Origin of the sequence: Shewanella corallii, assembly GCF_023349125.1 — a bacterium.
GTDB classification, from domain to species: domain Bacteria; phylum Pseudomonadota; class Gammaproteobacteria; order Enterobacterales; family Shewanellaceae; genus Shewanella; species Shewanella corallii.
On record NZ_JAKIKT010000002.1, the window covers coordinates 522,315 to 545,406 of the forward strand.

The 23,092-nt window shown below is 50.2% G+C and carries 17 protein-coding genes; 12 read left to right on the top strand and 5 right to left on the bottom strand.

The annotated features are described in order from the left end of the window. The first annotated feature begins 14 nt into the window (after positions 1 to 14). On the top strand, positions 15 to 1,523 hold the full coding sequence (pepA, locus tag L2725_RS07625; RefSeq protein WP_115136044.1) for a leucyl aminopeptidase: 1,509 nt from the start codon (positions 15 to 17) through the stop codon (positions 1,521 to 1,523). A 71-nt stretch (positions 1,524 to 1,594) separates the two neighbouring features. On the opposite strand, the gene L2725_RS07630 is transcribed toward pepA, so the two are convergent. Then, positions 1,595 to 2,005, bottom strand: coding sequence for a GFA family protein (locus L2725_RS07630; RefSeq protein WP_428985276.1), 411 nt, complete (start codon positions 2,003 to 2,005; stop codon positions 1,595 to 1,597). A gap of 97 nt (positions 2,006 to 2,102) precedes the next feature. Here L2725_RS07630 and L2725_RS07635 point away from each other — a divergent pair, with 97 nt between their 5' ends. After that, a complete protein-coding gene (locus tag L2725_RS07635; protein WP_249248387.1) occupies positions 2,103 to 3,482 on the top strand; it encodes a hypothetical protein in 1,380 nt (459 codons plus the stop codon). A 72-nt stretch (positions 3,483 to 3,554) separates the two neighbouring features. Here L2725_RS07635 and L2725_RS07640 read toward each other — a convergent pair whose 3' ends face one another. Then, positions 3,555 to 4,799, bottom strand: coding sequence for an NRAMP family divalent metal transporter (locus tag L2725_RS07640; RefSeq protein ID WP_249248389.1), 1,245 nt, complete (start codon positions 4,797 to 4,799; stop codon positions 3,555 to 3,557). Positions 4,800 to 5,100: 301 nt separating this feature from the next. Continuing rightward, positions 5,101 to 6,909, bottom strand: a complete 1,809-nt coding sequence (locus L2725_RS07645) for a DUF885 domain-containing protein (RefSeq protein WP_249248391.1) — start codon at positions 6,907 to 6,909, stop codon at positions 5,101 to 5,103. A gap of 211 nt (positions 6,910 to 7,120) precedes the next feature. On the opposite strand from L2725_RS07645, the gene L2725_RS07650 reads away from it, so the two are divergent. The 7 genes from L2725_RS07650 (at position 7,121) to L2725_RS07680 (ending at position 17,465) form a co-directional block, all read left to right on the top strand. After that, entirely contained in the window at positions 7,121 to 9,325 is a 2,205-nt protein-coding gene (locus tag L2725_RS07650) for a hypothetical protein (RefSeq protein WP_249248393.1), read from the top strand. Positions 9,326 to 9,486: 161 nt separating this feature from the next. Beyond that, complete coding sequence (locus L2725_RS07655) at positions 9,487 to 10,089, top strand: cysteine hydrolase family protein (protein ID WP_115136048.1); 603 nt, start codon at positions 9,487 to 9,489, stop codon at positions 10,087 to 10,089. Next, complete coding sequence (locus L2725_RS07660) at positions 10,090 to 11,835, top strand: putative bifunctional diguanylate cyclase/phosphodiesterase (protein ID WP_249248395.1); 1,746 nt, start codon at positions 10,090 to 10,092, stop codon at positions 11,833 to 11,835. A 63-nt stretch (positions 11,836 to 11,898) separates the two neighbouring features. Continuing rightward, the gene (locus tag L2725_RS07665; RefSeq protein WP_249248398.1) at positions 11,899 to 12,321 is read left to right on the top strand and encodes a BLUF domain-containing protein; all 423 of its coding nucleotides are present in this window, start codon (positions 11,899 to 11,901) and stop codon (positions 12,319 to 12,321) included. A gap of 163 nt (positions 12,322 to 12,484) precedes the next feature. Beyond that, positions 12,485 to 12,949, top strand: a complete 465-nt coding sequence (locus L2725_RS07670; protein WP_249248399.1) for a DNA polymerase III subunit chi — start codon at positions 12,485 to 12,487, stop codon at positions 12,947 to 12,949. Between the two features lie 15 nt (positions 12,950 to 12,964). Then, complete coding sequence (locus L2725_RS07675; RefSeq protein ID WP_249248400.1) at positions 12,965 to 15,826, top strand: valine--tRNA ligase; 2,862 nt, start codon at positions 12,965 to 12,967, stop codon at positions 15,824 to 15,826. A gap of 337 nt (positions 15,827 to 16,163) precedes the next feature. Then, positions 16,164 to 17,465: an NAD(P)/FAD-dependent oxidoreductase gene (locus L2725_RS07680; RefSeq protein ID WP_249248401.1), complete on the top strand. Its 1,302-nt coding sequence runs from the start codon at positions 16,164 to 16,166 to the stop codon at positions 17,463 to 17,465. A gap of 75 nt (positions 17,466 to 17,540) precedes the next feature. Here the strand turns inward: L2725_RS07680 and L2725_RS07685 are convergent, their stop codons facing one another. Together L2725_RS07685 and ubiT are read right to left on the bottom strand one after the other, a co-directional pair. Further along, positions 17,541 to 18,095 carry a DUF3016 domain-containing protein gene (locus L2725_RS07685; RefSeq protein ID WP_249248402.1) on the bottom strand — a complete coding sequence of 185 codons (555 nt, stop codon included), beginning with the start codon at positions 18,093 to 18,095 and terminating at the stop codon, positions 17,541 to 17,543. Between the two features lie 233 nt (positions 18,096 to 18,328). Further along, positions 18,329 to 18,859 carry a ubiquinone anaerobic biosynthesis accessory factor UbiT gene (ubiT, locus tag L2725_RS07690; RefSeq protein ID WP_249248403.1) on the bottom strand — a complete coding sequence of 177 codons (531 nt, stop codon included), beginning with the start codon at positions 18,857 to 18,859 and terminating at the stop codon, positions 18,329 to 18,331. Positions 18,860 to 19,052: 193 nt separating this feature from the next. Between ubiT and ubiU the strand changes: the two genes are divergently transcribed. The 3 genes from ubiU to L2725_RS07705 all read left to right on the top strand — a co-directional run bounded on the left by ubiU (position 19,053) and on the right by L2725_RS07705 (position 22,671). Then, positions 19,053 to 20,054: a ubiquinone anaerobic biosynthesis protein UbiU gene (gene ubiU / locus L2725_RS07695; protein WP_249248404.1), complete on the top strand. Its 1,002-nt coding sequence runs from the start codon at positions 19,053 to 19,055 to the stop codon at positions 20,052 to 20,054. A 21-nt stretch (positions 20,055 to 20,075) separates the two neighbouring features. Then, entirely contained in the window at positions 20,076 to 20,933 is an 858-nt protein-coding gene (locus L2725_RS07700; RefSeq protein WP_249248657.1) for a U32 family peptidase, read from the top strand. Positions 20,934 to 21,129: 196 nt separating this feature from the next. After that, on the top strand, positions 21,130 to 22,671 hold the full coding sequence (locus L2725_RS07705) for a methyl-accepting chemotaxis protein (protein ID WP_249248406.1): 1,542 nt from the start codon (positions 21,130 to 21,132) through the stop codon (positions 22,669 to 22,671). The last annotated feature ends 421 nt before the right edge of the window (positions 22,672 to 23,092 follow it).

Genomic DNA, 23,092 nt, shown 5'->3' on the forward strand with positions numbered 1-23,092 from the left:
ATCTAGGAGTGCTCATGGAGTTTAGCGTAAAGAGCGGAAGCCCCGAAAAACAACGCTCGGCCTGTATTGTGGTTGGAGTTTATGAGCCCCGGCGCTTATCAGGTATCGCCGAGCAGTTGGACAAAATCAGCGAAGGTTACATCAGCAATTTGCTGCGTCGCGGCGATTTGGAAGGGAAGCCGGGCCAGATGCTGCTTTTGCATCATGTACCAAATGTTCTCAGTGAGCGCGTACTACTGGTTGGTTGTGGTAAAGAGCGGGAACTGGACGAGCGCCAGTACAAGCAAATTATCGCCAAAACCATCAATACTCTGAACGAAACCGGCTCCATGGAAGCAGTCTGCTTCCTGACCGAACTGCACGTCAAAGGTCGCGATACCTATTGGAAGGTACGCCAGGCCGTCGAAACCACCAACGCCAGTCTGTACAGCTTTGACGCGCTGAAAACCCGCAAAGGCGAGCATCGTCGTCCACTGCGCAAACTGGTATTCAACGTTCCAACCCGTCGTGAACTCACCGTTGGCGAGCGCGCTATTGAGCAAGGTGAAGCGGTTTCTGCCGGTATCCACCTGTGTCGCGACGTGGCCAACATGCCACCGAATATCTGTAACCCGGCTTACCTGGCCTCTCAGGCCCGCCAAATGGGTGAACAGTATGACAAGCTGGACGTGACTACTGTCGGCGAAGAGCAGATGGCAGAACTGGGCATGAACTCTTATCTGGCTGTAGGCCGCGGCAGTGCCAATGAGTCCATCATGACAGTGATGCACTACAAGGGCTCTCTGAATGCCACTGAAAAGCCAATTGTACTGGTTGGTAAAGGTCTGACCTTCGACTCCGGCGGTATCTCCCTGAAGCCGGGTGAAGCCATGGATGAGATGAAGTACGACATGGGTGGCGCAGCCGGCGTTATCGGTACCATGAAGGCGATCTGTGAAATGGACCTGCCGGTGAATGTGATTGGCGTTTTGGCTGGCTGTGAAAACATGCCATCCGGCACCGCTTATCGTCCCGGTGACATTCTGACCACAATGTCAGGTCAGACAGTGGAAGTATTGAACACAGACGCCGAAGGCCGTTTGGTGCTGTGTGACGTGCTGACCTACGTTGAGCGTTTCGACCCTGAAGTGGTTGTTGATACTGCAACTCTAACCGGTGCCTGTGTGATTGCCCTAGGTAAACACGCCTCAGGTCTTTTCTCCGGTCACAACCCGCTGGCCCATGAACTGCTGAACGCAGGTGAGCAATCCGGTGACCGTGCATGGCGCATGCCACTGTGGGATGAGTATCAGGAGATGCTGGAAAGCCCATTTGCCGACATGACCAATCTAGGTGGTCGCCCTGCAGGTTCCATTACCGCAGCCTGCTTCCTGTCCCGCTTCACCAAGAAGTATCACTGGGCGCATATCGACGTTGCAGGTACAGCCTGGAATAGTGGTGCCAACAAAGGTTCAACCGGCCGTCCGGTACCTCTGCTGACTCAGTTTGTGATTAACCGCGCTGGCGTAGGTCACGACGAGTAATCACACTTGTCAGTACACAGAAAAGCGAAGCTCAGGCTTCGCTTTTTTATTGTCTGAACGATATGAACAGTTCAGTCACTGCGCCCTTTTACATACCTGGGCAAGCTATCTTCTATTCTGTGCCAATCAAGGGCGCTGCTGGTATAAATGTGATAATTGGGACTAACCGATTCCGGGTTATCCAACGAGGCAATACTTAGAGTCAGATAGTCAGGATACTCCGTATGCCGAAAGGTTAGGGTCGAGCCACACTCAGCACAAAACCCTCTTCGTACCGTGTCAGAAGAGGCAAACTCTTTCACCTGCCCTTTAAGCCATTGCACCTGCCCGACTTTGAAATCCATCCAGGCCGAAACCGGCGCGCCCGTTTGTTGCTGGCACAGGCGACAATGGCAGTAGTCTGCATCGAAAGGCTCCCCGTCAATGCAATAACGAATTGCCCCACATAAACAACCACCGGTTAATTGCAGCGTCATCATCATCTCCTTTAAACCTGATAAAGATTGCCTACTTTCGGACCATGCAAGGTTCATATGCTTTGGGATATGGTAAAAAACCAGTCATCCCAATGGTTTGAACATGACTTCCACCAAATACCTTTTGCTGCTGCCCTTTGTATTCTCAGGTAAAGCTTTCTGCGCTGAGATCCTGGAGTTTTATCCCAACTGTATACAGGAAGACAGTGTCACTGTGACCAAGAATAAACATCATTTCAAACCTCTTGCTACTGACGTCGATATCCGTGATTTAGACGAGATGAGCAATTTGCTGAATGAACTAACTCAAGAATCCGGGGCAAAGGGTTTTGAGGCTGTCATATTGACACGAGCAATCTCACTAAAAAAAGAGAGAAAAATAAGAGAGGCTGGAACCAAGTACAAAACCAGTGTGACGGCCAAGCTTGCAAATCTATGTTCAGATGACCGCAGCAATAGCGAGATGCCACTGGTTGTGAAGATTAACGACAGGAAAATTTACAACAATAACCTCGCTTCAGGCCTGATGTTTGAGATTAATCTGGAAGTTGACTTGAACAACTACCGGGCTCCAAAACCTGTCAGCCTGGATGTCACCGCCAATCAGGCATTTGGTATCCAACTGGGAACTGCGGAAGCCACTCTGTTGCAAACTCTGGGTGACCCGGATTATAAATTTGTACTGACTCAGGGAATCAGAAACCTATATGGCTACGGTAGAGGACTCTGGTTCCAGGTTGAACGCGGACAGGTCAATCAGATCCAATATGGCGGGGAGCTGCTCAGCGCAGACCTAAAGAATATGCTGCCGCCGGACTCTCCTTTCGACAGTCGGGGCTGGACCGTGAATGGCACACGGGCAGACAATCAAACGATTGAATCTTTGGATACAGTACTGGAAAGCTGGGAATTACAACAAGATAACAGCTGGCAGATTGTCGACGGAAATAACCGCTTAACCCTCAAAGTTGAAGCTTTTCACCCGGACGATATCAATACCCCCGAATACAAGGTGAAAGGCTTTACTCTGACCTACAAGGACAAAAAACAACGCAGGCACCAGCAAGGCCCGTTTTCCTGGAGTACAGACGGTTCACTAAAATGGTTTGAGCTACATAGGTTAACTGAAAATAACGCTATTCCAGCGCCCGATTTCAACTATGAACGAAATTATTTGCGGGATGCTCAAGGCCAGATCTGGTATTTGCTCAATGGCCACATCCTGATGGGCGTAGATGAAGGCCAGGTTTCCCACCTTAAGCTGCACCCCAACTGGCTGGTCAATCGCCAGCAGCAAGATATCAGCGCGTATCTTCAGGCTTTGGGACTTCCCGTCAACAAAGCTGAATTTTCAGAAGTCTACCCGGATTATCTGGATTACTACGACCGTTATGAGGCCTTCTCTGAGGGATTGGATATTGCCATACAATTTGACTCTGACAGCCCCACAGCATCCGTGGAAAGCGCCACCCTGAGTTTTTAGTGAGTGTTAAGCTCAGCCTTCCCGAAAAAAGCGTGGCAGCTTAAGCCACGCCAAACATCTCAACTGATAGAGTCAGCCCATAAACCTGTCTGCAAAGTTGCTGACATTGGAGACACTGGCACCCGCCATCAAAATGACAATGGCGGCGCCGATTGCGCTCAACCACACAGGATGCTGGTAGTTACCCACAATCTCTTTACGTCTGGCAGCCAGCAGCATAACTGCCAATACCAGGGGCAGAATGATGCTGTTAACCAAACCGGCCAGCATCAACAGAAATACCGGCATATTTACCAGCACAGTGCCAATACTGGTCACCAAAATAAAGCCTACACACCAGGCCTTTTCATTGCGGGCCACCACGGGAAACAGGGTTTTGACCAGAGAAACCGCCATATAGGAGTTACCCACTACCGAGGTAATGGAAGCCACAAACAGCACCAAACCGAAGATATGGTAGCCCAGACCACCGGCTCCGGCACGGAAGGCATCAGCAGCCGGGTTGGCACCATCCAATACGGCACCGGTCGCAATCACACCCAGCACAGCAAAGAACAATAACACCCGAATAATCACAGCAATGGAAATACCCGCCCAGGCCGCCTGCTTAATTGCGCCAACCTGCCCTTCCCCCTGCAGACCCACATCAACCAGACGCTGTGCACCCGTGTAATAACCGCCCACAGCGCCACCGACTATGGTCAGGGTTGGCAGCAACATGCTGGCATAGTCTGAGGGGAATACAGCAGCGGTAAAGGTTTGCTGCATAGGAGGCAGATTGGTCATGGCCACATAAGCGATCAGCAGAATCATCAGTAGCCCCAGATATCTGGCCATCTGATCCATACGTTTGGAAGCGTTGTGCATTAAAAACAGGGCGCTGCCCACCACCCCGGTAAACAAGGCGCCCCAGGTGGTATCTATCCCTGTCAGCACATTGAGTCCAAGCGCAGAACCACTGACATTGCCGAAGTTAAAGGCCACGGCTCCCAGCGCCAGCAAAGTACCAATCACATAGCCCAGCCCAGGTGCAATACGGTTGGCAATATCCTGAATTCGCAGGCCGGACACGCCGACAATACGCCACAGGTTCATCACAATACCAAAGGTGATAAAGGCAGAGATGAGCACCGGAAATGCCATATCCATCTTGTAGATATTGGTAAACACGGCAGTTTGCGTCAGAAACCCTGGGCCGACAGAGGTAGTCGCCATCAGGAAGGCAACGCTGAAAATCGCTTTACGTTGGAAATCGCGGTCTGTATCCGCCACAGAAGAAGCAGGATTTACAGATTTTGACAGGGAGGATACGGACATCAGAGGATCCAATTAGTTGTTCTTTCTACTTATAGAAACAGAAAAAACAACTGACCGGAGATCAGCTGTTTATCAAGCCGGTGACTCCGCAGGGCTTGAATTTCGGCGTATTCTAGTGACCAAGCCAGCCTGTGTCCAGCAGCTTTTTAAAGAGAAATCAGCTCAATAACCCGACAATCTCGGAAGTCACTATTTTTGTTAACCACCTCACCTTTATACCGACTGATTTAGCCCACAGCTCACAAAAAAGAGCGGCCTGAGCCGCCCTTTCAATCAAACCTGTTGGCTATATAGTCTCAGATTATTGAGCCCCAGCAATATAGGCATCCACCTGCTGCTCAAGTATCGCCAGTGGCATGGCGCCATTCTTCAGTACCACATCATGGAACGCCTTGATATCAAACTTATCGGCCAGTTGCTCCTGCGCCTTCTGTCTGAGTTCTATCAGTTTGAGCATACCTGTCTTATATGCTGTGGCCTGCCCCGGCATCACAATGTAACGCTCAACCTCTACCACCACATCAGACATGGCCATACCTGTATTGGCCGCCATATAGTCTATGGCCTCTTCCCGGGTCCAGCGCTTGTAATGCAAACCTGTGTCCACCACAAGGCGCACGGCACGAAACAACTCAGCCTGCAAACGACCCAGGTTATCCAGAGGATTTTGCTGGAAGCCGGCTTCCCAGGCCAATTGCTCTGAATACAGCGCCCAACCCTCAGAATAGACGGTAAAGGGCAGCATGGTTCTGAAGGTCGGCAGACCTTCCAACTCGCGCTGAATGCCTATCTGAAAGTGATGACCCGGTACAGCTTCGTGATACGCCAGGGTGCGCATGCCATATTTTGGCGTGGCCTTAATGTCATAAAGGTTGGCGTAGAAGATACCCGGCTTGGAACCATCCATCGATGGGCCGTTATAGTACGCACCCGGAGAGGTCTTCTCCTTAAACAGCGGGATACGTTTTACTTCTACTGGGGCTTTTGGCTTAACGGCAAACCAATCCCCCAATCCAGCATCTATCTCGGCAATCATGGCGGTGTAATCATCCAGGATCTGCTGACGCCCGGCATCGCTGTCTTCGTAATAGAACCTGTCATCTTCCGCCAGCTCTGCCATAGCGACTGTAAAACCTTCAGACACGTCATAACCTTCGGCTTTCAGAATACCCAACATCTGCGTCTGAATACGGGCAACTTCAGCTACACCAATATCGTGGATGGTAGCGGCGTCCATATCTGTGGTGGTGTGGTGCCTGAGCATATAGGCATAAAACTCATCACCATCGGGCAACTTCCAAACGCCATCGTCAGTAGTGGATTTAGGACGCAGCGCCGTGTAGTAATCAATAAAGCCCTGATAGGCAGGCCTGACATCAGATTCAAACACAGCTTTGGCCTGTGCCAGTATCTCATCCCTCTGCTCAGGGGTGATCTCATCCACTTCTGCCATTTTTTCCTGCAGCGAGCTATAGAGAATATTCTCCTCCACCGGCGTATCAATAAAGCCCTGCATTTCTGCCAGCACTTTATCTATCACAAAGGTGGGCGGAATAATCCCCAGTGACTCTCTGTGCTTAAGCCCTTCACCGATCTGGGCAAACTTCTCGTCCACCTTGCTCAGGCGGGCAACATAATCTTCAGCGTCTCTGAGCTCAGTGATCTGGTGCGCCGATTCCATAAAAGAGGGAAATCCACTTTGAACACCGAACAATTGATTCAATGGATAATTATGAAACTGCCACCTCTCGCCCTCGGCCATATCGTTAAGGAAAAACAACAAAATTGCCTTGGAGAGCTGCTGTGACTCAGTTAAATCCGCATCATCGTAAGACTCAAGGGTTATGATTTCCTGCTTAAGGTCTTCAAATCCCTGTTGCTGAGACGCCATTGAGGCATCATCCAGATCATCCTGATGGTATTTGATCCCCATAGGTTCCAGCATGCGAATCTGGCTCAGCATCTCTGGGCTGTCGAGAGCAAACTCTAAAAATACACGCTCAAAATAATGGTTAATACTGAATGGCTTAAACCAAATCAGGTTCACAACAAATAGAGTGATAACAGTCAATACAACAAGAAGTGACCATTTAAGGGTTTTTAGTATCATGGCGCACCCGTATGGTTGATAAATATCTGATTCAGAAAGATGACACAGGGCTTAGCAGATTAGAACCAAATAAGGTTAAATAAATGTAACCAGTCACTTGGGTGTTAGTACTCAGCAAGATTGGTAGCCCGAATGGCTTATACAATTTGAAGTGTAAAACTTACACAATGCCCGTTTGTTGTCATAGAGCTATCTGAAAGGGGTATCGGTCATGCGCCTATCATTGTTTACTCTCCTGTCATTGCTGACTATGTTGTTGATGTCAGGCTGCAACCCCAGACCTGATACCTATGTTGACTTCACTGCGGCCGTCGGCGACAACCAAACCTATCAGCTTTATTACGCTGAGCGGGAGTTTCTGGGAGAGCGGTCAGATTATCCGCAACTGAAAGACAGAGCGCATGGCGTAGTCACATACACTTTGACACAGCAAACGGCCGATACCCTGGTTTTCGAGGTATCCCCTCAGCTATTTCAAGCCCGGCTTCAGAGCACTTACCAGGCAATCAATACCCGTGATAATGAAGGGTTTGGTAAGGATCTTGGCGACTATTTCCTTGCAGGCTTTACCCTGACCTTGAGTAAACATACTGGCAAGGTACTGGAATTTGTCGCCAGGGGGCCAATGCCGGACCACCCGGATCTGACTGATATTGGACGAAAGCAGCTGGCAATCAATATCGACTTTGGCCATAAAATCCTGTCTGCCGTGCCCCTTCTCAATCACTCTGATGCAAATATCGACAAGGCGGCCAGATCAAGCCACTACCGTCCCAGTAGTGCAAGGGTCGTTGCCTACACGGATGACTATCTGGTGGTATCACAACAAAGACCAACGGGCTCCAGAATCTACTACCACTATGGAGAATGGCGGGTAAACAGGACTAACGGTTGGATACAGGCAAGCGCCAATATCAACCTTGAAGAGCTGGCCATGGGCCAGCGCAAAATCAGTACTCACATTACCGCCCCTATCAATGGCCCATCTATATTTCCGGGTTTTTTCCCCGATCAAGCGTTGGAAAGCCAGTTGCTCGACAGTGAGCCTGTGCCCGGTGACGACGCAACCGGGATGTCATCACTCAGCTTTGATCAGTTGCCTCATACCAAAGGGGTATGGGGCTCTAACCCATACTCCCAAAGAGAAAGCCTGCAGTTTGTACACGGATTCGCCTCCAGGCCATTGGTCGGTAGACTCACTCTCAGTGATGTAACGCCTTTGGATGAAAATTTGCAGCCACTGCCTTTGGAAACCATCGCCCTGCCAGCGAATGCAAACCGATTTTATGGCGGCATAATTCGTTCAGATACAGACCTGCTTACTCTCTCGAGGACGTCAGAAGATGCTTCCCAGAGTGTCGCTGGCTACCGCGCCAAGGCGACTTTCATCCCTGGGTCAGTGACAAGCCACAGCATAGATTTCGATGATCTGCTTGGTGATACAGAAAAGATTGAAAACACTCAGGTCAAACTGGATGAAGTGTATGGAAAGTACATTGTCACGATTCAGCAAACAGAAAATCAGGCGTTACAATTGCTGCAAACAGGGCTTAAGGGAAAGTACTTCGCCTTGCCCTCTCCACCTGAGGGTATGCCTAACTGGCTACCTTTCTGGGAGGGCGGCCTGATTGCAGGAGTCAGGACGACAGGCTTCGCGGGATTGAGGTACCAGATTGAATTTGATGAGCTGCCCAAGCAGCTGCACTTTGCCCATATCGACCTTGATAGCGGGCAGCAGGCTTCCAGCTCATCCAGGGAGCTGACCTTTATGCTAAACAGGAACTATCAGTATGAGCCTGACCTGCCCCCGATAAATAGAGAGCGCAGATTCTACAGCCAATATGGCAGGCTGACCCCACATCAAGCTGAACATCAGGCCACCAGTGTTGCCAAAATCCATCCCTACATTGATTACGACTATCTGGCCATGGATATGAGCACGCCGCTTGCCAGCATCTGTACGCCACAAATTGACGGTAAACCGGAACAAACTATCGAGCGGGTGTACGGTAACTATTACGCTCAGGGAAGTATCTACTACGAACTGCCCATCGAAGACATGCCCGATAAAGAGTTTATCATAGTGGTTCACTGCGAAGGCGAGCTTAGCAGCAAGCGATACCCAGTGCCGGATACCGACACTCCCTGGCTGGTCGATGTCTCGGCCTGGATTAAGCCCGAACTGTTGGATAAAGCCTACAACGAGTTTACCGACCGCATGGAGTTTCTCGATGCTGCTGGCGAGCCACTTCAGATCAGAGGCGTGAAACCCACTAATAATCGGCCATTAACGCTTCGGGAACTCCTGGTGCAAGGCAAATATATCAGCGTCTATGGTGATGCTAATGAGGTTGTACTGTTTCAGCCTACCGGCGAACCTGTGACACGCAAATTTGCCATCGACCCAACGCGCTGAAAACCCATTGTATTGACGTCAAATAAGTCCCGATAACTCCCTTGTTCAGTCGAATGGGTGACTGTCTGCATCTTGTCTATACTTGAGAAGGGGAAACGCCCCCGCCAGGCCAGGGCGCATTCCGCCGCCCTCTACTTGAACTCAAGCAAATGGGAAATGTCATGGATCTCAAACATACTGCCCTGATCCTTATCGGCTATCAAAATGACTATTTTGCCAATGACGGCATATTGCACGGCGCACTGGAAAACTCAGAGCAAGTAGGGTTGATCCTTAATAACTCTATGAGCTTTGTAAAAAAGCTGCTGCCGACGCCGGCCCAGGTGGTATTGACGCCCATTATCTTTACGCCCGACTACTCTGAACTCAGCGAACCCATTGGGATTTTAAAAATCATCAAAGAGAACGGGGCATTCAAGTCCGGGCAACCAGGTGCGGAAACCATTAGGGAGTTAAGAGAGCTGGATGACGAGATCTTAACCTTGCCCGGCAAACGTGGACTCAGTTGCTTTTCCAATACCGAGTTGCATCAAATTCTGCAGGAAAACCAGATTACCGATGTGATTATTGCCGGTGCCGTCACCTCACTTTGCATCGATAGCGCCGGACGGGAAGCTGCGGAACTGGGCTACCGGGTGACCATACTCTCTGACTGCACTGTGGCCAGAACCAACTTCGAGCAGGACTATTATCTGAAAGAGATTATGCCCATGTATGCCAATGTTGGTAGTTCCGGAGAGATAGCTACCCAACTGGGCCTCTGAATGCAAAACAAACTCTCGGGACCAACTCCCGGCGAACTGCTGTCGCAGGCTCAGAACAAATTAATTGAGAATCTGCAGGCTTCGGAAAAGCGCTATCAGGATCTGGTAGGGCACCTCAGAGATGTGGTGTTTCATCTGGATCTGGACCTGAAGTGGACCTTTTTAAACCAGGCCTGGTTCACTCTGACCGGGTTCACTGTGGGTGAATCTCTTGGCCAGAAATTTGATCTTGGAGTTGAGCCCGAAGATGCAGCCAGGTGTTCCATGGGGTTTTCCGACCTGCTGTCAGGAATCAAAACCCAGATCACTGAGGAGATCCGCTTCTACCACTCTGATGGCGACTGTCACGTATTCGAGTTATCAGCCAGAGCCGTCAAAGATGAAACAGGCCAATATGCCGGGTTTGCAGGCATACTGTCTGACATCACCGCCCGGGTGGAGGCTGAAAACAAGATCACCTTTATGGCCTACCATGACTCCCTGACAGGCGTTGCCAACCGCAGACGGCTTATGGAGCATCTCAGTCGCGAACTTATGGGGCCAAGGCCCTCACCTGCCGCGCTCATCTACATAGATCTGGACAACTTCAAACAGGTCAATGATCACCATGGTCATGGGGTTGGTGATCAACTCCTTTGCGAGGTCAGTCAGGCTCTTGGTGAATACACACCCAACCAGTCAGATCTGGTCGCCAGAATGGGAGGAGACGAATTTGTCATATTTCTTTCCAGTTTGGATCCCGACAACCCACATAGCCAGCTGATAGAAGTCACTGAGAATATTCGCAAGCGGCTGAATAAACCCGTGCTGATGGGATATCTGAGCACTCAGATTACCAGCAGTATTGGCGTCGTCATGTTGGACAAGTCCGATATTCAATACTCAGAGATATTTAAATTCGCCGATGCGGCTTTGTATTGCGCCAAACATACAGGTAAAAACCAGGTTCGCTTTTATGATGATGAACTTGAGCAAAGCGAACGTTTACGCCAAAAACTTGAACAGGAACTGGCTGATGCCGTCCTTCGACAGGAATTTACACTCTACTTTCAGCCCCAGACAGACAAAACCGGCAAACAGATAACCAAAGCTGAAGTCCTGTTGCGTTGGCTTCATCCTCAAAAAGGGATCATGACTCCCAGAGATTTTGTTCCCCACCTGGAAGAGTATGGTTTAATTATTCCTGTGGGTAATTGGATCCTTGAAGAGAGCTGTCGCCATCTTAAGAAGTGGCAGGAAGCGGGAAACAACGAGCTCTGCCTGTCGATCAATGTCAGTGCCAACCAGTTTAACCACCCCGATTTTCTTGAGTTCGTTGAACAATGTCTGCGTATCCATAACATCGACGGACACAAGCTCGAATTTGAGCTCACTGAAGGGATAGCGATTGCTGACGTACCAGCAACTATCAATAAAATGAACACCCTGAAAAACCTGGGAATACGTATCGCCCTGGATGATTTTGGCACAGGTTACTCATCACTCTCATATTTAAAACACCTGCCAATCAGCACTCTCAAAATCGACCGTTCTTTTGTGCAGGGCCTGCCCCACGATGGCTATGATGCTGCAATTGTAGAAACCACTATGGTGATGGCCCATCACCTTGGACTAACCGTGGTGGCAGAGGGTGTGGAAAATCGTATTCAACTCAACTTTCTGAAAAAACTGAATTGTCACTTATACCAGGGCTATCTCTTCCATAAGCCAATGGCAGAAGAGGAGTTCAGCAAACTGATCCTCTGAGCCATATTCTAAGCGGCATGACTAAATTGCTTTAAGTAGAATTTAACGACAGGAATAGAAGCAATGTCAGAACCTTTAATGCAGGTTGTCTATGTATCCTGCGCCACTAAACCCTTTACTGAGGGCGAACTGGAAAGTTTGCTGACCTCTGTCCGGTTTAACAACCAGCGCCTCGGAGTCACTGGTATGCTCCTGTATCGAGAAGGAGATTTTATCCAGGTGTTGGAAGGCCCCGAGACCACAGTCACTGAGTTGTTTCAAAGAATCCTGTCAGACGCGCGTCACTCAGGTGTATTTGAGCTGCTTAGCAAACCTATCAATCAGCGGGAATTTGGCGAATGGAGCATGGGCTTTCGACGCATCGACCAGCAGCATATTCCCGGATATACCAAAATGATGAACAACCCGGATGATCAGCAACTTAAAGTGGAAACAGCCAGTCAGGCGCTGGCACTGATGCGCAACTTTGCCAGCATGAAGGGTTAAGTCACTGCAATTGCTGCCCACGGCTCGTTAAGTCACATGCACAGCAGTTATAAACCACATCGCGATTCCTTTAAGCGATAAGCGGTCAGAGCCTGTTATCACACCGCCAAAAAGTGTAATATCCCCTCCTTATGTCCAATCTCTACAGGGTACGGCTGAGGCCATGAGCCAGGCTATTTTTCATCTACTGCCAGCAGAGCAAACCATGTCCGTCATTGAGCGACTGACACTGACAGCCTGTCAGCTGGCCAGTCAGCACTACCGTCAGGGCAATGAGGTCTATATCCACTGTCAGGACAAGACTCAGGCGTATGCGATTGATGAACAACTGTGGCAATTTGATGCCAACAGTTTTGTACCCCATAACCTTAAGGGCGAAGGCCCTATGACCGGCGCACCGGTGGAGATCGGCTTTGACCGAATCGGCCCCAATAAAAAGCGCGCGGTTCTGATTAATCTTGCAGACCAAAGCCCCGCATTTGCGGTAAACTTTGGCCAAATTGTCGATTTCGTTGCCAGTGACAACGCCCACAAGGCGATTGCACGTGAACGCTACAAGCAATACCGGACCATGGGCATCGCCCTCAGTACCCGGGATCTGGCAACCGAGCCTCTTAATTTAGTTTGAGAAACGTAAGCTCCCATGGAAAAAACATACAACCCGCAGTCTATTGAACAGGCTCTCTACCAGGTTTGGGAAGAGAAAGGCTATTTCAAACCCCACGGTGACCAGAGCAATGGCAACTATTGCATCATGATCCCGCCACCAAACGTCACCGGCAGCCTGCACATGGGACACGCCTTCCAGGACACCATCATGGACACCCTGATCCGCTACCAGCGTATGAAGGGCAAGAACACCCTGTGGCAGGTTGGTACCGACCACGCGGGTATCGCTACCCAGATGCTGGTTGAGCGTAAGCTGGAAGCCGAAGAAGGCAAGAACCGTCATGATCTGGGCCGTGATGCCTTTATGGACAAGGTGTGGGACTGGAAAGCACAGTCCGGTGGCACCATCACCCGTCAGATGCGTCGTCTGGGCGCCTCAGTAGACTGGGACCGCGAGCGTTTCACCATGGACGAAGGCCTGTCTGCTGCTGTGCAGGAAGTGTTTGTTCGTCTGTATGAAGATGACCTGATCTACCGTGGCAAGCGCCTGGTTAACTGGGATCCTAAGCTGCACACCGCAATTTCCGATCTGGAAGTGGAAAACAAAGAGAAGCAGGGCCACATGTGGCACTTCCGTTATCCACTGGCTGACGGCGCCCTGACCGCCGATGGTAAAGATTACCTAGTGGTGGCGACTACCCGTCCTGAAACCATGCTGGGTGACAGCGCGGTTGCCGTACACCCTGATGATGAGCGTTACCAGTCACTGATCGGTAAAGAGATCATTCTGCCTATCGTTAACCGCCGTATCCCGGTTGTGGCCGACGATTATGTTGACATGGAATTCGGTACCGGCTGCGTGAAAATCACCCCGGCTCACGACTTCAATGACTATGAAGTAGGTAAGCGTCACGCCCTGCCAATGTTCAACATCATGACACTGGACGCCGCTATCCGCGCGACTGCTGAAGTGGTTAACACAGATGGCACCATCAACAACGAGCTGGATGCCAGCCTGCCAGAGCGCTATGCCGGTATGGACAGATTCAAAGCCCGTGACGCTGTGGTTACTGAGTTTGAAACTCTGGGTCTGCTGGAAAAAATTGATCCTCACGGACTGAAGGTGCCTTATGGCGACCGTTCCGGCGTGGTGATTGAGCCACTGCTGACTGACCAGTGGTACGTGGCTGTTAAGCCAATGGCCAAGACGGCGATTGAAGCTGTTGAAAACGGTGATATCAAGTTCGTACCTCAACAGTACGAAAACATGTACTTCTCCTGGATGCGTGATATTCAGGACTGGTGTATCTCCCGTCAGCTGTGGTGGGGTCACCGTATCCCTGCATGGTACGACGAAGCAGGCAAGGTATATGTAGGCCGCGATGAAGCCGAAGTACGAGCCAAACATAAGCTGGGCGCGGACGTTACGCTGCGTCAGGACGATGACGTACTGGATACCTGGTTCTCTTCTGCACTGTGGACCTTCTCCACCCTGGGCTGGCCAGAAAACACTGAAGATCTGAAGACCTTCCACCCAACCGACGTGTTGGTGACAGGTTTCGACATCATCTTCTTCTGGGTTGCCCGTATGATCATGATGACCATGCACTTCATCAAAGATGAAGACGGCAAGCCTCAGGTGCCATTCAAGACAGTTTATGTGACCGGTCTTATCCGTGATGAACAGGGCAACAAGATGTCCAAGTCCAAGGGTAACGTACTGGATCCATTGGATATGATTGACGGTATCGATCTGGAATCTCTGGTTCAGAAGCGTACCGGCAACATGATGCAGCCTCAGCTGGCCGCCAAGATTGAAAAGAGCACCCGCAAAGAGTTCGCCGAAGGCATTGAAGCCCACGGTACCGATGCGCTGCGCTTTACGCTGGCAGCCATGGCCTCTACTGGCCGTGACATCAACTGGGACATGAAGCGTCTGGACGGTTACCGCAGCTTCTGTAACAAGTTGTGGAACGCCTCTCGCTATGTGTTGATGAACACGGAAGAGCAGGATTGCGGACAGAACGGCGGCGAGATGGAGCTGTCTCTGGCCGATCGCTGGATTACCGGTCTGTTCAACGAAACCGTTAAGACCTTCGATGACCATATCGCCGCTTACCGTTTCGATCTGGCTGCCAACACTCTGTACGAGTTCACCTGGAACCAGTTCTGTGACTGGTACCTGGAGCTGACCAAGCCGGTATTGAACAATGGCACTGAAGCTCAGTTGCGTGGCACACGTCATACTCTGGTCACCATTCTGGAGCAGCTGCAGCGCCTGATGCACCCTCTGATGCCATACATCACAGAGACCATCTGGCACCGCGTTAAACCACTGGCCGGTGTTGAAGGTGAAACCCTGATGCTGATGGGCTTCCCAGAATTTGATGCTGCCAAGGTTGACGCTCAGACAATGGAAGATCTGGAATGGGTGAAGAAGGTGATCGTTGCGGTACGTAACATCCGCGCCGAACTGAACATCGCCCCATCCAAGCCTCTGTCTGCCCTGCTGCGTAACGTTAGCGAACAGGACAAGGCCCGTATTGAAGCCAACCAGGCCTTCTTTACCTCTCTGGCCAAGCTGGAGTCCATGACCATTCTGGCTGACGGTGACACTGCACCTATGTCGACCACTCAGCTGGTAGGCGAGATGGAGCTGCTGATCCCTATGGCAGGTCTGATTGACGTGGCCGCCGAGATGGCCCGTATCGACAAGCAGCTGGAGAAGCTGGCTCAGGATGCCAAGCGCATCGAAGGCAAGCTGTCCAACGAGGGCTTCGTGGCCAAGGCTCCTGCCGCGGTTATCGACAAAGAACGCGCCAAGCTGGCGGAGTTCACCCGTGATATGGATAAGCTGAACGAGCAGAAAGCCGAACTGGCCAAGCTGGAAGGCTAATCAAAATCCAAGTCAAAAAGGTCGCCTGCGGGCGACCTTTTTTATAGCTGGATGCAAACATGTGTTCAAATTTACGCCAACAGCTGCAGTTGGCAACTTCCCCTACCAATTACCTGTAAAAAACAAGTCTATCGCAGGAGTGCAAAACTTCTGTAAACACCTCACTATCTCAGGAAACACCAACAAACAGGTGTTAGCACAGATAACCAAGCGTTAAACCACAAGCAGCGCAATTTCAATGACTTTAATCAATAAAACCATATTTTCGGCGTGACTAATTTCTCAATTCAGGGCAATATTTGCGCCAGCTTAAATAGGCATGACTGAGACTGAGTAGATGACGACCAAACTCCCCCGGATTGTAATTGTAGGTGGTGGCGCGGGTGGCCTGGAACTGGCAACCCAGCTTGGACATAAACTGGGCAAAAAAGGCAAAGCCGAGATCTTGCTGGTCGACCGCTCCCGGAGCCACATATGGAAGCCTTTGCTGCACGAAGTAGCAACGGGTTCGCTGGATTCAGATTTGGATGGTGTCGTTTACTCTGTTCATGCAGTAAAGCACGGCTATCAATTTGAGCTGGGCGAATTTTGCGGCTTAAACACTCAGGCCCAGACTATTACGCTGTCAGAACGCTTTGATCACGAAGGCCGCCAGCTCCTGCCCCAAAGAGAGATCCATTACGACAAGCTGGTTTTGGCTATCGGTGCAGTCAGCAATGACTTTAATACCCAAGGTGTTAAGCAGCATTGTCATTTCCTGGATACTCACAAGCAAGCGCAGGAGTTCCATGTAGAGCTGCTGGACAACTTTACCCGCATGCACCAGTCAGACTCTCAACAGGCGTTGAATATCGCCATTGTCGGTGCAGGAGCAACCGGAGTTGAGCTGTCTGCAGAACTGTACCATGTTGCCGAGCTACTGAAAGGCTATGGCCTTGGCAAAATGACCAGAGATAAGCTGAAAATCTCCCTGATTGAAGCCGGTCCACGTATTTTGCCTGCGCTGCCAGAGCGCCTCTCTGCCTCAGCCCGTAAAGAGCTGAGTCTGCTGGGTGTCGAAGTGATGGAAAATACCCGCATCAGTGAGGCGACAGCCGAGGGGTTTGTCACCAGCGAAGGTCAACTGATTAGAGCAGACATGATGTTATGGGCTGCTGGCGTAAAAGCTCCGGATATCCTGACTCAGATAGAAGGTATCGAGCTGAATCGTGCCAATCAAATTCTGGTGGATACCCAGCTGAAGATGAAAGGCAGTGATAACGTGTTTGTATTGGGCGACTGTTGTGGCTTTATGCAGGAAAACGGTCAGTGGGTTCCGCCAAGAGCTCAATCAGCCCATCAGATGGCGCAGCTGCTGGAGCACAATATTCCTGCTGAGCTCAATGGCAAACCACTGAAGAGCTATCACTACCATGACCATGGCTCTCTGGTGAACCTGTCACGTTACAGCACAGTTGGCAGCCTGATGGGTAACCTGAGCAAGAACAGCATGTTTATTGAAGGCAAAATTGCTCGCTTGATGTACATCTCCCTGTATCGTATGCACCAGTTGGCGATTCATGGTTATGCACGAAGTTTCGCCCTGTTTATTGCAGAGCGATTGCTCAAAGCGGTTCGCCCCCGCATGAAGCTGCATTGATGCCGACAGTAATCAGAGATAAAAAAACAGGTGGCCATGGCCACCTGTTTTGTCTTGTATTGTCTGAAATACGGCTTACTTATTTGCCAGCGCAGGCTCAATGGTCTCTTTAAACCACTTGGTCAGAATTCGGCGCTCGTAAGGGAAAGGATCGCTGGTAATAGGCTGAATGCCGAACAGGAAGCTCATATCATTGATGTTCTCACTGCCCTGCTTCACGACTCTGCCATTTTGCTTGAGCACATAATCAAAGGCGATACGTGGAGGATAAAGATCCGATACCACGCGCACATCGTCAGGACCGGCACCAAATGTAGGTTGAACATCGCCCGCCAGATCCACATTGGTCACCATCAAATCCAGCTGCATATCTTTGCCAAGATGCTCATTGGCCTCCTGGCCGAGTTCATCAGTCAGCTCGGTGAACAGATACTTTTCAAACTTGGATTGCAACCAAACAGTAGATTCGATGTCACTGTATTTTGCCGGATCCTTCCAGACAATATAGACATTACCGTCACGGGTGAGAAAGTTTTCGACCGGGGCATCTTTGCCATTGTCAGAAGTAGAAGTACAACCGCCAACTGCAGCGGCTAAAACAAGACTCGACAGCACATATCTATATTTCATTTTTAGCTCCTTAAGCCAAATATTCACATAACCACATGCAAAGTGTCAGGAGTAAGCTCACTCAAATTTGATCACTTTTCAAGCAGTTTTAAGGCGAATATACCACTTAAAGAGTAAGGTTAAGCCGATAAATTCACTATATTTAAAAGACTTAACCTTAAACACCAGCAGATAACAAAATTTCAGCAGTTCATCAAATGAATTTGTCGATAATTTTGAATATACATTAATGCCTAATGCACTGGTGTGGCTTCCGGTCCCGCAGCAAGTTGCTGCAGCTGCTGCAACGTAATGGCCAACTTCTGTACCGACACCCGCACCGGCGCAGGCAGAGCATCAAACTCAACGCTCAACAGCAGGTTCTTCACTTCAAGACCCAGCTCAGTGTCCCCTTCAATACTCAGGCGGCGCTGGAAGAACAAGGTGTCGGGATCTTCTTTACCGGCGACGACCAACAGCAACTCCTGAGACGGTGCCCGAAAACACACTTCAGCAGCGGAAGCTTCGAAAGGTGAGATATGCCAGCCACGGTCATAGCTGACCAGAAATTCCAGTTGCAGATCGGAAATCTGAATCGCCACCTGTCGGCCAGCCAAAAACTCCAGTTCGCCATCCTTTTCCTGTTCGGCCAGCACCTGCTGCAGCATCTGCCTAATCAACTGTGATTTGACCGCAAAAGGTACCAATGCCAGAGGTTTGGCCGCCAGCTTCGGCGCCCACTCAAGAAATCGTTTCGCCACTCCGGCCTTTAGCCCTGTCGCCATAAATATCTATCCCTTATTTCTAATCGTATGATTTAAATACAGATCAGAGAATTCTAACTGAGCTTTCAAAGCCGAAACCTGTTTTACGTCAATTCCTGAATCACAAAACCCCCCTACACTCGGACAGCAATCACAGAATCACAATTGTTGATGTGGTCTTGGTACAAACTATGACCACAGGGAGTTACACCTTATGGAACTGCTGTGTCCAGCCGGAAATCTGGCATCTCTCAAAACCGCTATCAATGCCGGTGCGGATGCTATTTATCTGGGTCTGAAAGATGACACCAATGCCCGCTCGTTCGCCGGCCTCAATTTTACCCCGGCCAAGCTGGCAGAAGCGGCACGTTATACCCACTCTCAGGGGCGCAAGATATTTTTAACCCTGAATACTTTTCCCAAGCCCGGTGAAGAAGGCCGTTGGTATCGTGCGGTTGACTTAGCCGCTCAGGCCGAAGTTGATGCCCTGATTGTGGCTGACATCTCACTGCTGGAATACGCCAGCAATCGTTACCCCCATATTCCACTGCACCTGTCAGTTCAGGCCAGCGCCACCAGCGCCAAAGCACTGCAGTTTTACAAACAGGCATTCAATATTGAACGTGCCGTCCTGCCCAGAGTGTTGTCGATGAAACAGGTCAGGGATCTGGCCAAAGAGCAGGTTGTCGACCTGGAGGTATTTGCCTTCGGCAGCCTGTGCATTATGGCTGAGGGCCGTTGCCACCTATCCTCCTGGGTAACAGGCCAGTCCCCCAATACAGGTGGTTCCTGTTCTCCGGCTAAGTATGTGCGTTGGCAAGAGTGTGGCAATGAACGCCACACCCGCCTCAATGAGGTCCTGATAGATAAATCCAGTCTGGATGAACAGATGGGTTACCCGGTTGTTTGTAAAGGTCGTTACTGCACAAAGCAGGAGCAACAGGGAAGCTTCTTACTGGAATCCCCCACCAGCCTCAATACGCTCAGTCTGCTGCCAGAGCTGCACCAGGCAGGAATAGCGTCACTAAAAATCGAAGGCCGTCAACGTAGCCCGGCTTATGTCGAACAGGTTACCCGGGTATGGCGTCAGGCCATTGATACTCTGTTGAACAATCCACAGGAGTTCAATGTGCGCAGAGATTGGGATCAGGCGCTGGCCAAGGTATCTGAGGGGCAAATCACTACCCTGGGTGCCTACGAGCGAGCCTGGCAGTAAGGAAAGAAAATGAGTTCAACATTGAAATATTCTTTGGGGCCAGTTCAATATTGCTGGGAAAAACCGCAAGTCGAATCCTTCTATCAGGCCGTGGCGGCGTCAGATATTGAGCTGGTCTATCTGGGTGAAGTGGTCTGCTCTCGTCGCAGGCAGCTAAAGTTCAACGATTATCTGGATATAGCGCATCAACTGAAAGACGCTGGCAAGCAGGTGGTTCTTTCAACCCTGACACTGGTTGAAGCCAGATCTGAACTGGCCGAGCTGAAAAAAATTGTCGACAACGGCGAGTTTATGGTGGAAGCCAATGATATGGCGGTTGTGCAATTGGCCCATGAACAAGGACTTCCCTTCGTCGCCGGTCCGGATATCAATCAATATAACCTGCAAACTCTACAATTCCTGCATCGCTGCGGCATGCAGCGTTTTGTTATGCCGGTGGAGCTGTCAGCCAACTGGCTGAAGCAGGTACTGCAACACAAAGAAACTCTTGGGTTTGAAGCGGAAGTTGTTGGCTATGGTCACCTGCCACTGGCCCATTCAGCCCGCTGCTTTACCGCCAGAAATATGGGTCTGGCTAAAGATCAGTGCGATACCGTCTGCAGTCGTCACCCCAGCGGCTTGCTGCTTGAGACTCAGGAAGGCCAGTCACTGTTGAGACTAAATGGCATCCAGACTCAGTCTGCAGCTTGCACAGATCTGCAGGACTTCAGAGAAGAGATGACCGACCTAGGCGTTGATTGGTATCGCATCTCGCCCCTGGGGCCTGAATCGCTGGATTACGCCATGGCACTCATCCGGGGGGAGCATGCACCACGGCCAGAGTTGGCCTGCAACGGTTATTGGCTGGGGCAACCTGGAATGAATAACCTGAGCGCCTAACACCTCTTGTGTACACCTTGGCCAGTCTGAGGGCTGGTCATTTTACTACAGCCATATTAACCAATAATGAAGGCGTAACATATTGTAAGAAAGAGGCTTTCAGACCTTCTCCTAACTTTCCTTTCCCATTAAAACTGATAAACTCGTCACATTTTTATACTCCAGTTCATATTCCGTCGTATATCAGGGAGTAGATATGACGTTCAGGAAAGCAAACCACGCAGGTGAAGTCCCGGTCACCGACAATGATGAGTTAATCTCCACCACGGACGCCAAAGGCATCATTACCTATGTTAATGATGATTTTGTTGAGATCTCCGGCTTTAGCCGTGAGGAGCTGATTGGAAAACCCCACAATATCGTCCGCAACCCGGATATGCCTGCGGCTGCATTCAAAGAGATGTGGAGCAAGCTAAAACAAGGGCAAACCTGGCGCGGCATAGTTAAAAACCGTTGTAAGGATGGCAGCTTCTATTGGGTTGATGCCTTTGTATCTCCCATCTTTGTCAACGGTCAGATAACAGGTTTCCAATCGGTTCGCCGTGCCCCACAGCGAAACTGGGTCTCCAGCGCTGACAAGATATACGCCAGACTGAATCAGGGAAAACGTATTCCCATGCCCCTGACTCTGATGCAAAAGCGAATGCTCAGTGGCGTGATGATTACCACAGCCTTGCTGGCCTGTGGTGTGCTCTGGAGCTGGGGCGTGATGCTGGCAGGCATACTGATAATGAGCCTGAATCTGGCCATATTTTATGACGAAGCATTCCGGATACCCGCACGTTTGACTCAGCTGCAACAGGATTATGATTCCATCAGTCGCTGGATATATTGCGGTAAAGACACCTCCTCAGTGCTGGACTTCCAACTCATGCTGTCTCAGGCCAAGATGCAGGGTATATTGGGGCGTACTCAGGATCAGGCCGGAAAGTTGACCGAAATAGCCAACGAACTGGCGGTCGCCACACGCCAAACCCATGCCAGCCTTGATGAAGAAAAACTGCAGATGGTGCAGATAAGTCAGTCAATGGAAGAGCTGCAAACCACAATTTCTGAGGTCGCTGGCAACACCAACGCCACTTCCGAGCATATTGAAGAAGCGTATCGTGATTGCGCCACCAGCCGCGATAATATGCAAACCAATAATCGCAATATGGGCATGCTGGCAGATTCTGTCGCCGCAGCAGCTGCCAGCGCCGAACTCCTTAATAAAGAAGCCGAACAGGTTGCCAATGCCATGGGGGAGATCGATGCGATTGCCGAGCAAACCAACCTGCTGGCGTTGAATGCCGCCATTGAAGCCGCACGGGCCGGTGAACAGGGACGAGGGTTTGCCGTCGTGGCTGATGAGGTCAGAGCGCTTTCAAGCCGCACTCAGCAATCCACTAACCTGATATCCAAAAGTGTCGACAAGATGTTTACCATGCTCACTGACTGGGCCAAGCAGATGAATGACTCCAGGGCCCAGGCAGAAAAATGTGCGCTGGATGCTCAGGCTTCCAGTGACAATATTCAGTCTGTGTATCAGCGCATCAGTGATGTACACGGGTTTGCCCACCAGAATGCAGTTGCAGCCAACCAGCAGACCCAGGTAGTGGCAGAGCTCACCGACAATATCCATCATATTTCTGCCCTCAGCGAGGAGAACCTGCAGGCCGTTAATATGATTGAACAGTCAGCCTATAAGCTGAAGGAAAGCGCCGAAAAAGCCAGAGACTTGCGGCATACCTTTGGTTGATCGACCTGGCAGCAGGTAACCAAAACAAAGACCCCGCAATGTCGGGGTCTTTTTTATGCGCCATCCCTGCCGACAACGACAGCATAACCATTCAAAGGCAAAAACCAATCAGATTATTTAACACCGCAAGAACAACAAGTTAACACCATGATATATATGCATTTTTTTGGTGTTTTTATGATTTTTTCAGGTAACATATATCCAGTCACCTAAAGAGAATATTTATTCTTGTTAGCGACAGGCAACTGCTATTTTATGGATTTTACACTGCCGCGCTAAGGGGTTAACCTTGCAACCACTTTTGCATAATCTACTGCATTTCCATGCAAAGTGGCTGATATCCCAGCTTATGGGGATACCCGTTTTTTGTCGGCAATCAAGGGTTTAGAACTCGTGGAAAACGTTAAACAAAATTATAATA

What these genes read in the sequence shown, in the direction of transcription:
- pepA (WP_115136044.1), top strand. Translation starts at nt 15, where the DNA reads ATGGAGTTTAGCGTAAAGAGCGGAAGCCCCGAAAAACAACGCTCGGCC.
- L2725_RS07630 (WP_428985276.1), bottom strand. Translation starts at nt 2,005, where the DNA reads ATGATGATGACGCTGCAATTAACCGGTGGTTGTTTATGTGGGGCAATT.
- L2725_RS07635 (WP_249248387.1), top strand. Translation starts at nt 2,103, where the DNA reads ATGACTTCCACCAAATACCTTTTGCTGCTGCCCTTTGTATTCTCAGGT.
- L2725_RS07640 (WP_249248389.1), bottom strand. Translation starts at nt 4,799, where the DNA reads ATGTCCGTATCCTCCCTGTCAAAATCTGTAAATCCTGCTTCTTCTGTG.
- L2725_RS07645 (WP_249248391.1), bottom strand. Translation starts at nt 6,909, where the DNA reads ATGATACTAAAAACCCTTAAATGGTCACTTCTTGTTGTATTGACTGTT.
- L2725_RS07650 (WP_249248393.1), top strand. Translation starts at nt 7,121, where the DNA reads ATGCGCCTATCATTGTTTACTCTCCTGTCATTGCTGACTATGTTGTTG.
- L2725_RS07655 (WP_115136048.1), top strand. Translation starts at nt 9,487, where the DNA reads ATGGATCTCAAACATACTGCCCTGATCCTTATCGGCTATCAAAATGAC.
- L2725_RS07660 (WP_249248395.1), top strand. Translation starts at nt 10,090, where the DNA reads ATGCAAAACAAACTCTCGGGACCAACTCCCGGCGAACTGCTGTCGCAG.
- L2725_RS07665 (WP_249248398.1), top strand. Translation starts at nt 11,899, where the DNA reads ATGTCAGAACCTTTAATGCAGGTTGTCTATGTATCCTGCGCCACTAAA.
- L2725_RS07670 (WP_249248399.1), top strand. Translation starts at nt 12,485, where the DNA reads ATGAGCCAGGCTATTTTTCATCTACTGCCAGCAGAGCAAACCATGTCC.
- L2725_RS07675 (WP_249248400.1), top strand. Translation starts at nt 12,965, where the DNA reads ATGGAAAAAACATACAACCCGCAGTCTATTGAACAGGCTCTCTACCAG.
- L2725_RS07680 (WP_249248401.1), top strand. Translation starts at nt 16,164, where the DNA reads ATGACGACCAAACTCCCCCGGATTGTAATTGTAGGTGGTGGCGCGGGT.
- L2725_RS07685 (WP_249248402.1), bottom strand. Translation starts at nt 18,095, where the DNA reads ATGAAATATAGATATGTGCTGTCGAGTCTTGTTTTAGCCGCTGCAGTT.
- ubiT (WP_249248403.1), bottom strand. Translation starts at nt 18,859, where the DNA reads ATGGCGACAGGGCTAAAGGCCGGAGTGGCGAAACGATTTCTTGAGTGG.
- ubiU (WP_249248404.1), top strand. Translation starts at nt 19,053, where the DNA reads ATGGAACTGCTGTGTCCAGCCGGAAATCTGGCATCTCTCAAAACCGCT.
- L2725_RS07705 (WP_249248406.1), top strand. Translation starts at nt 21,130, where the DNA reads ATGACGTTCAGGAAAGCAAACCACGCAGGTGAAGTCCCGGTCACCGAC.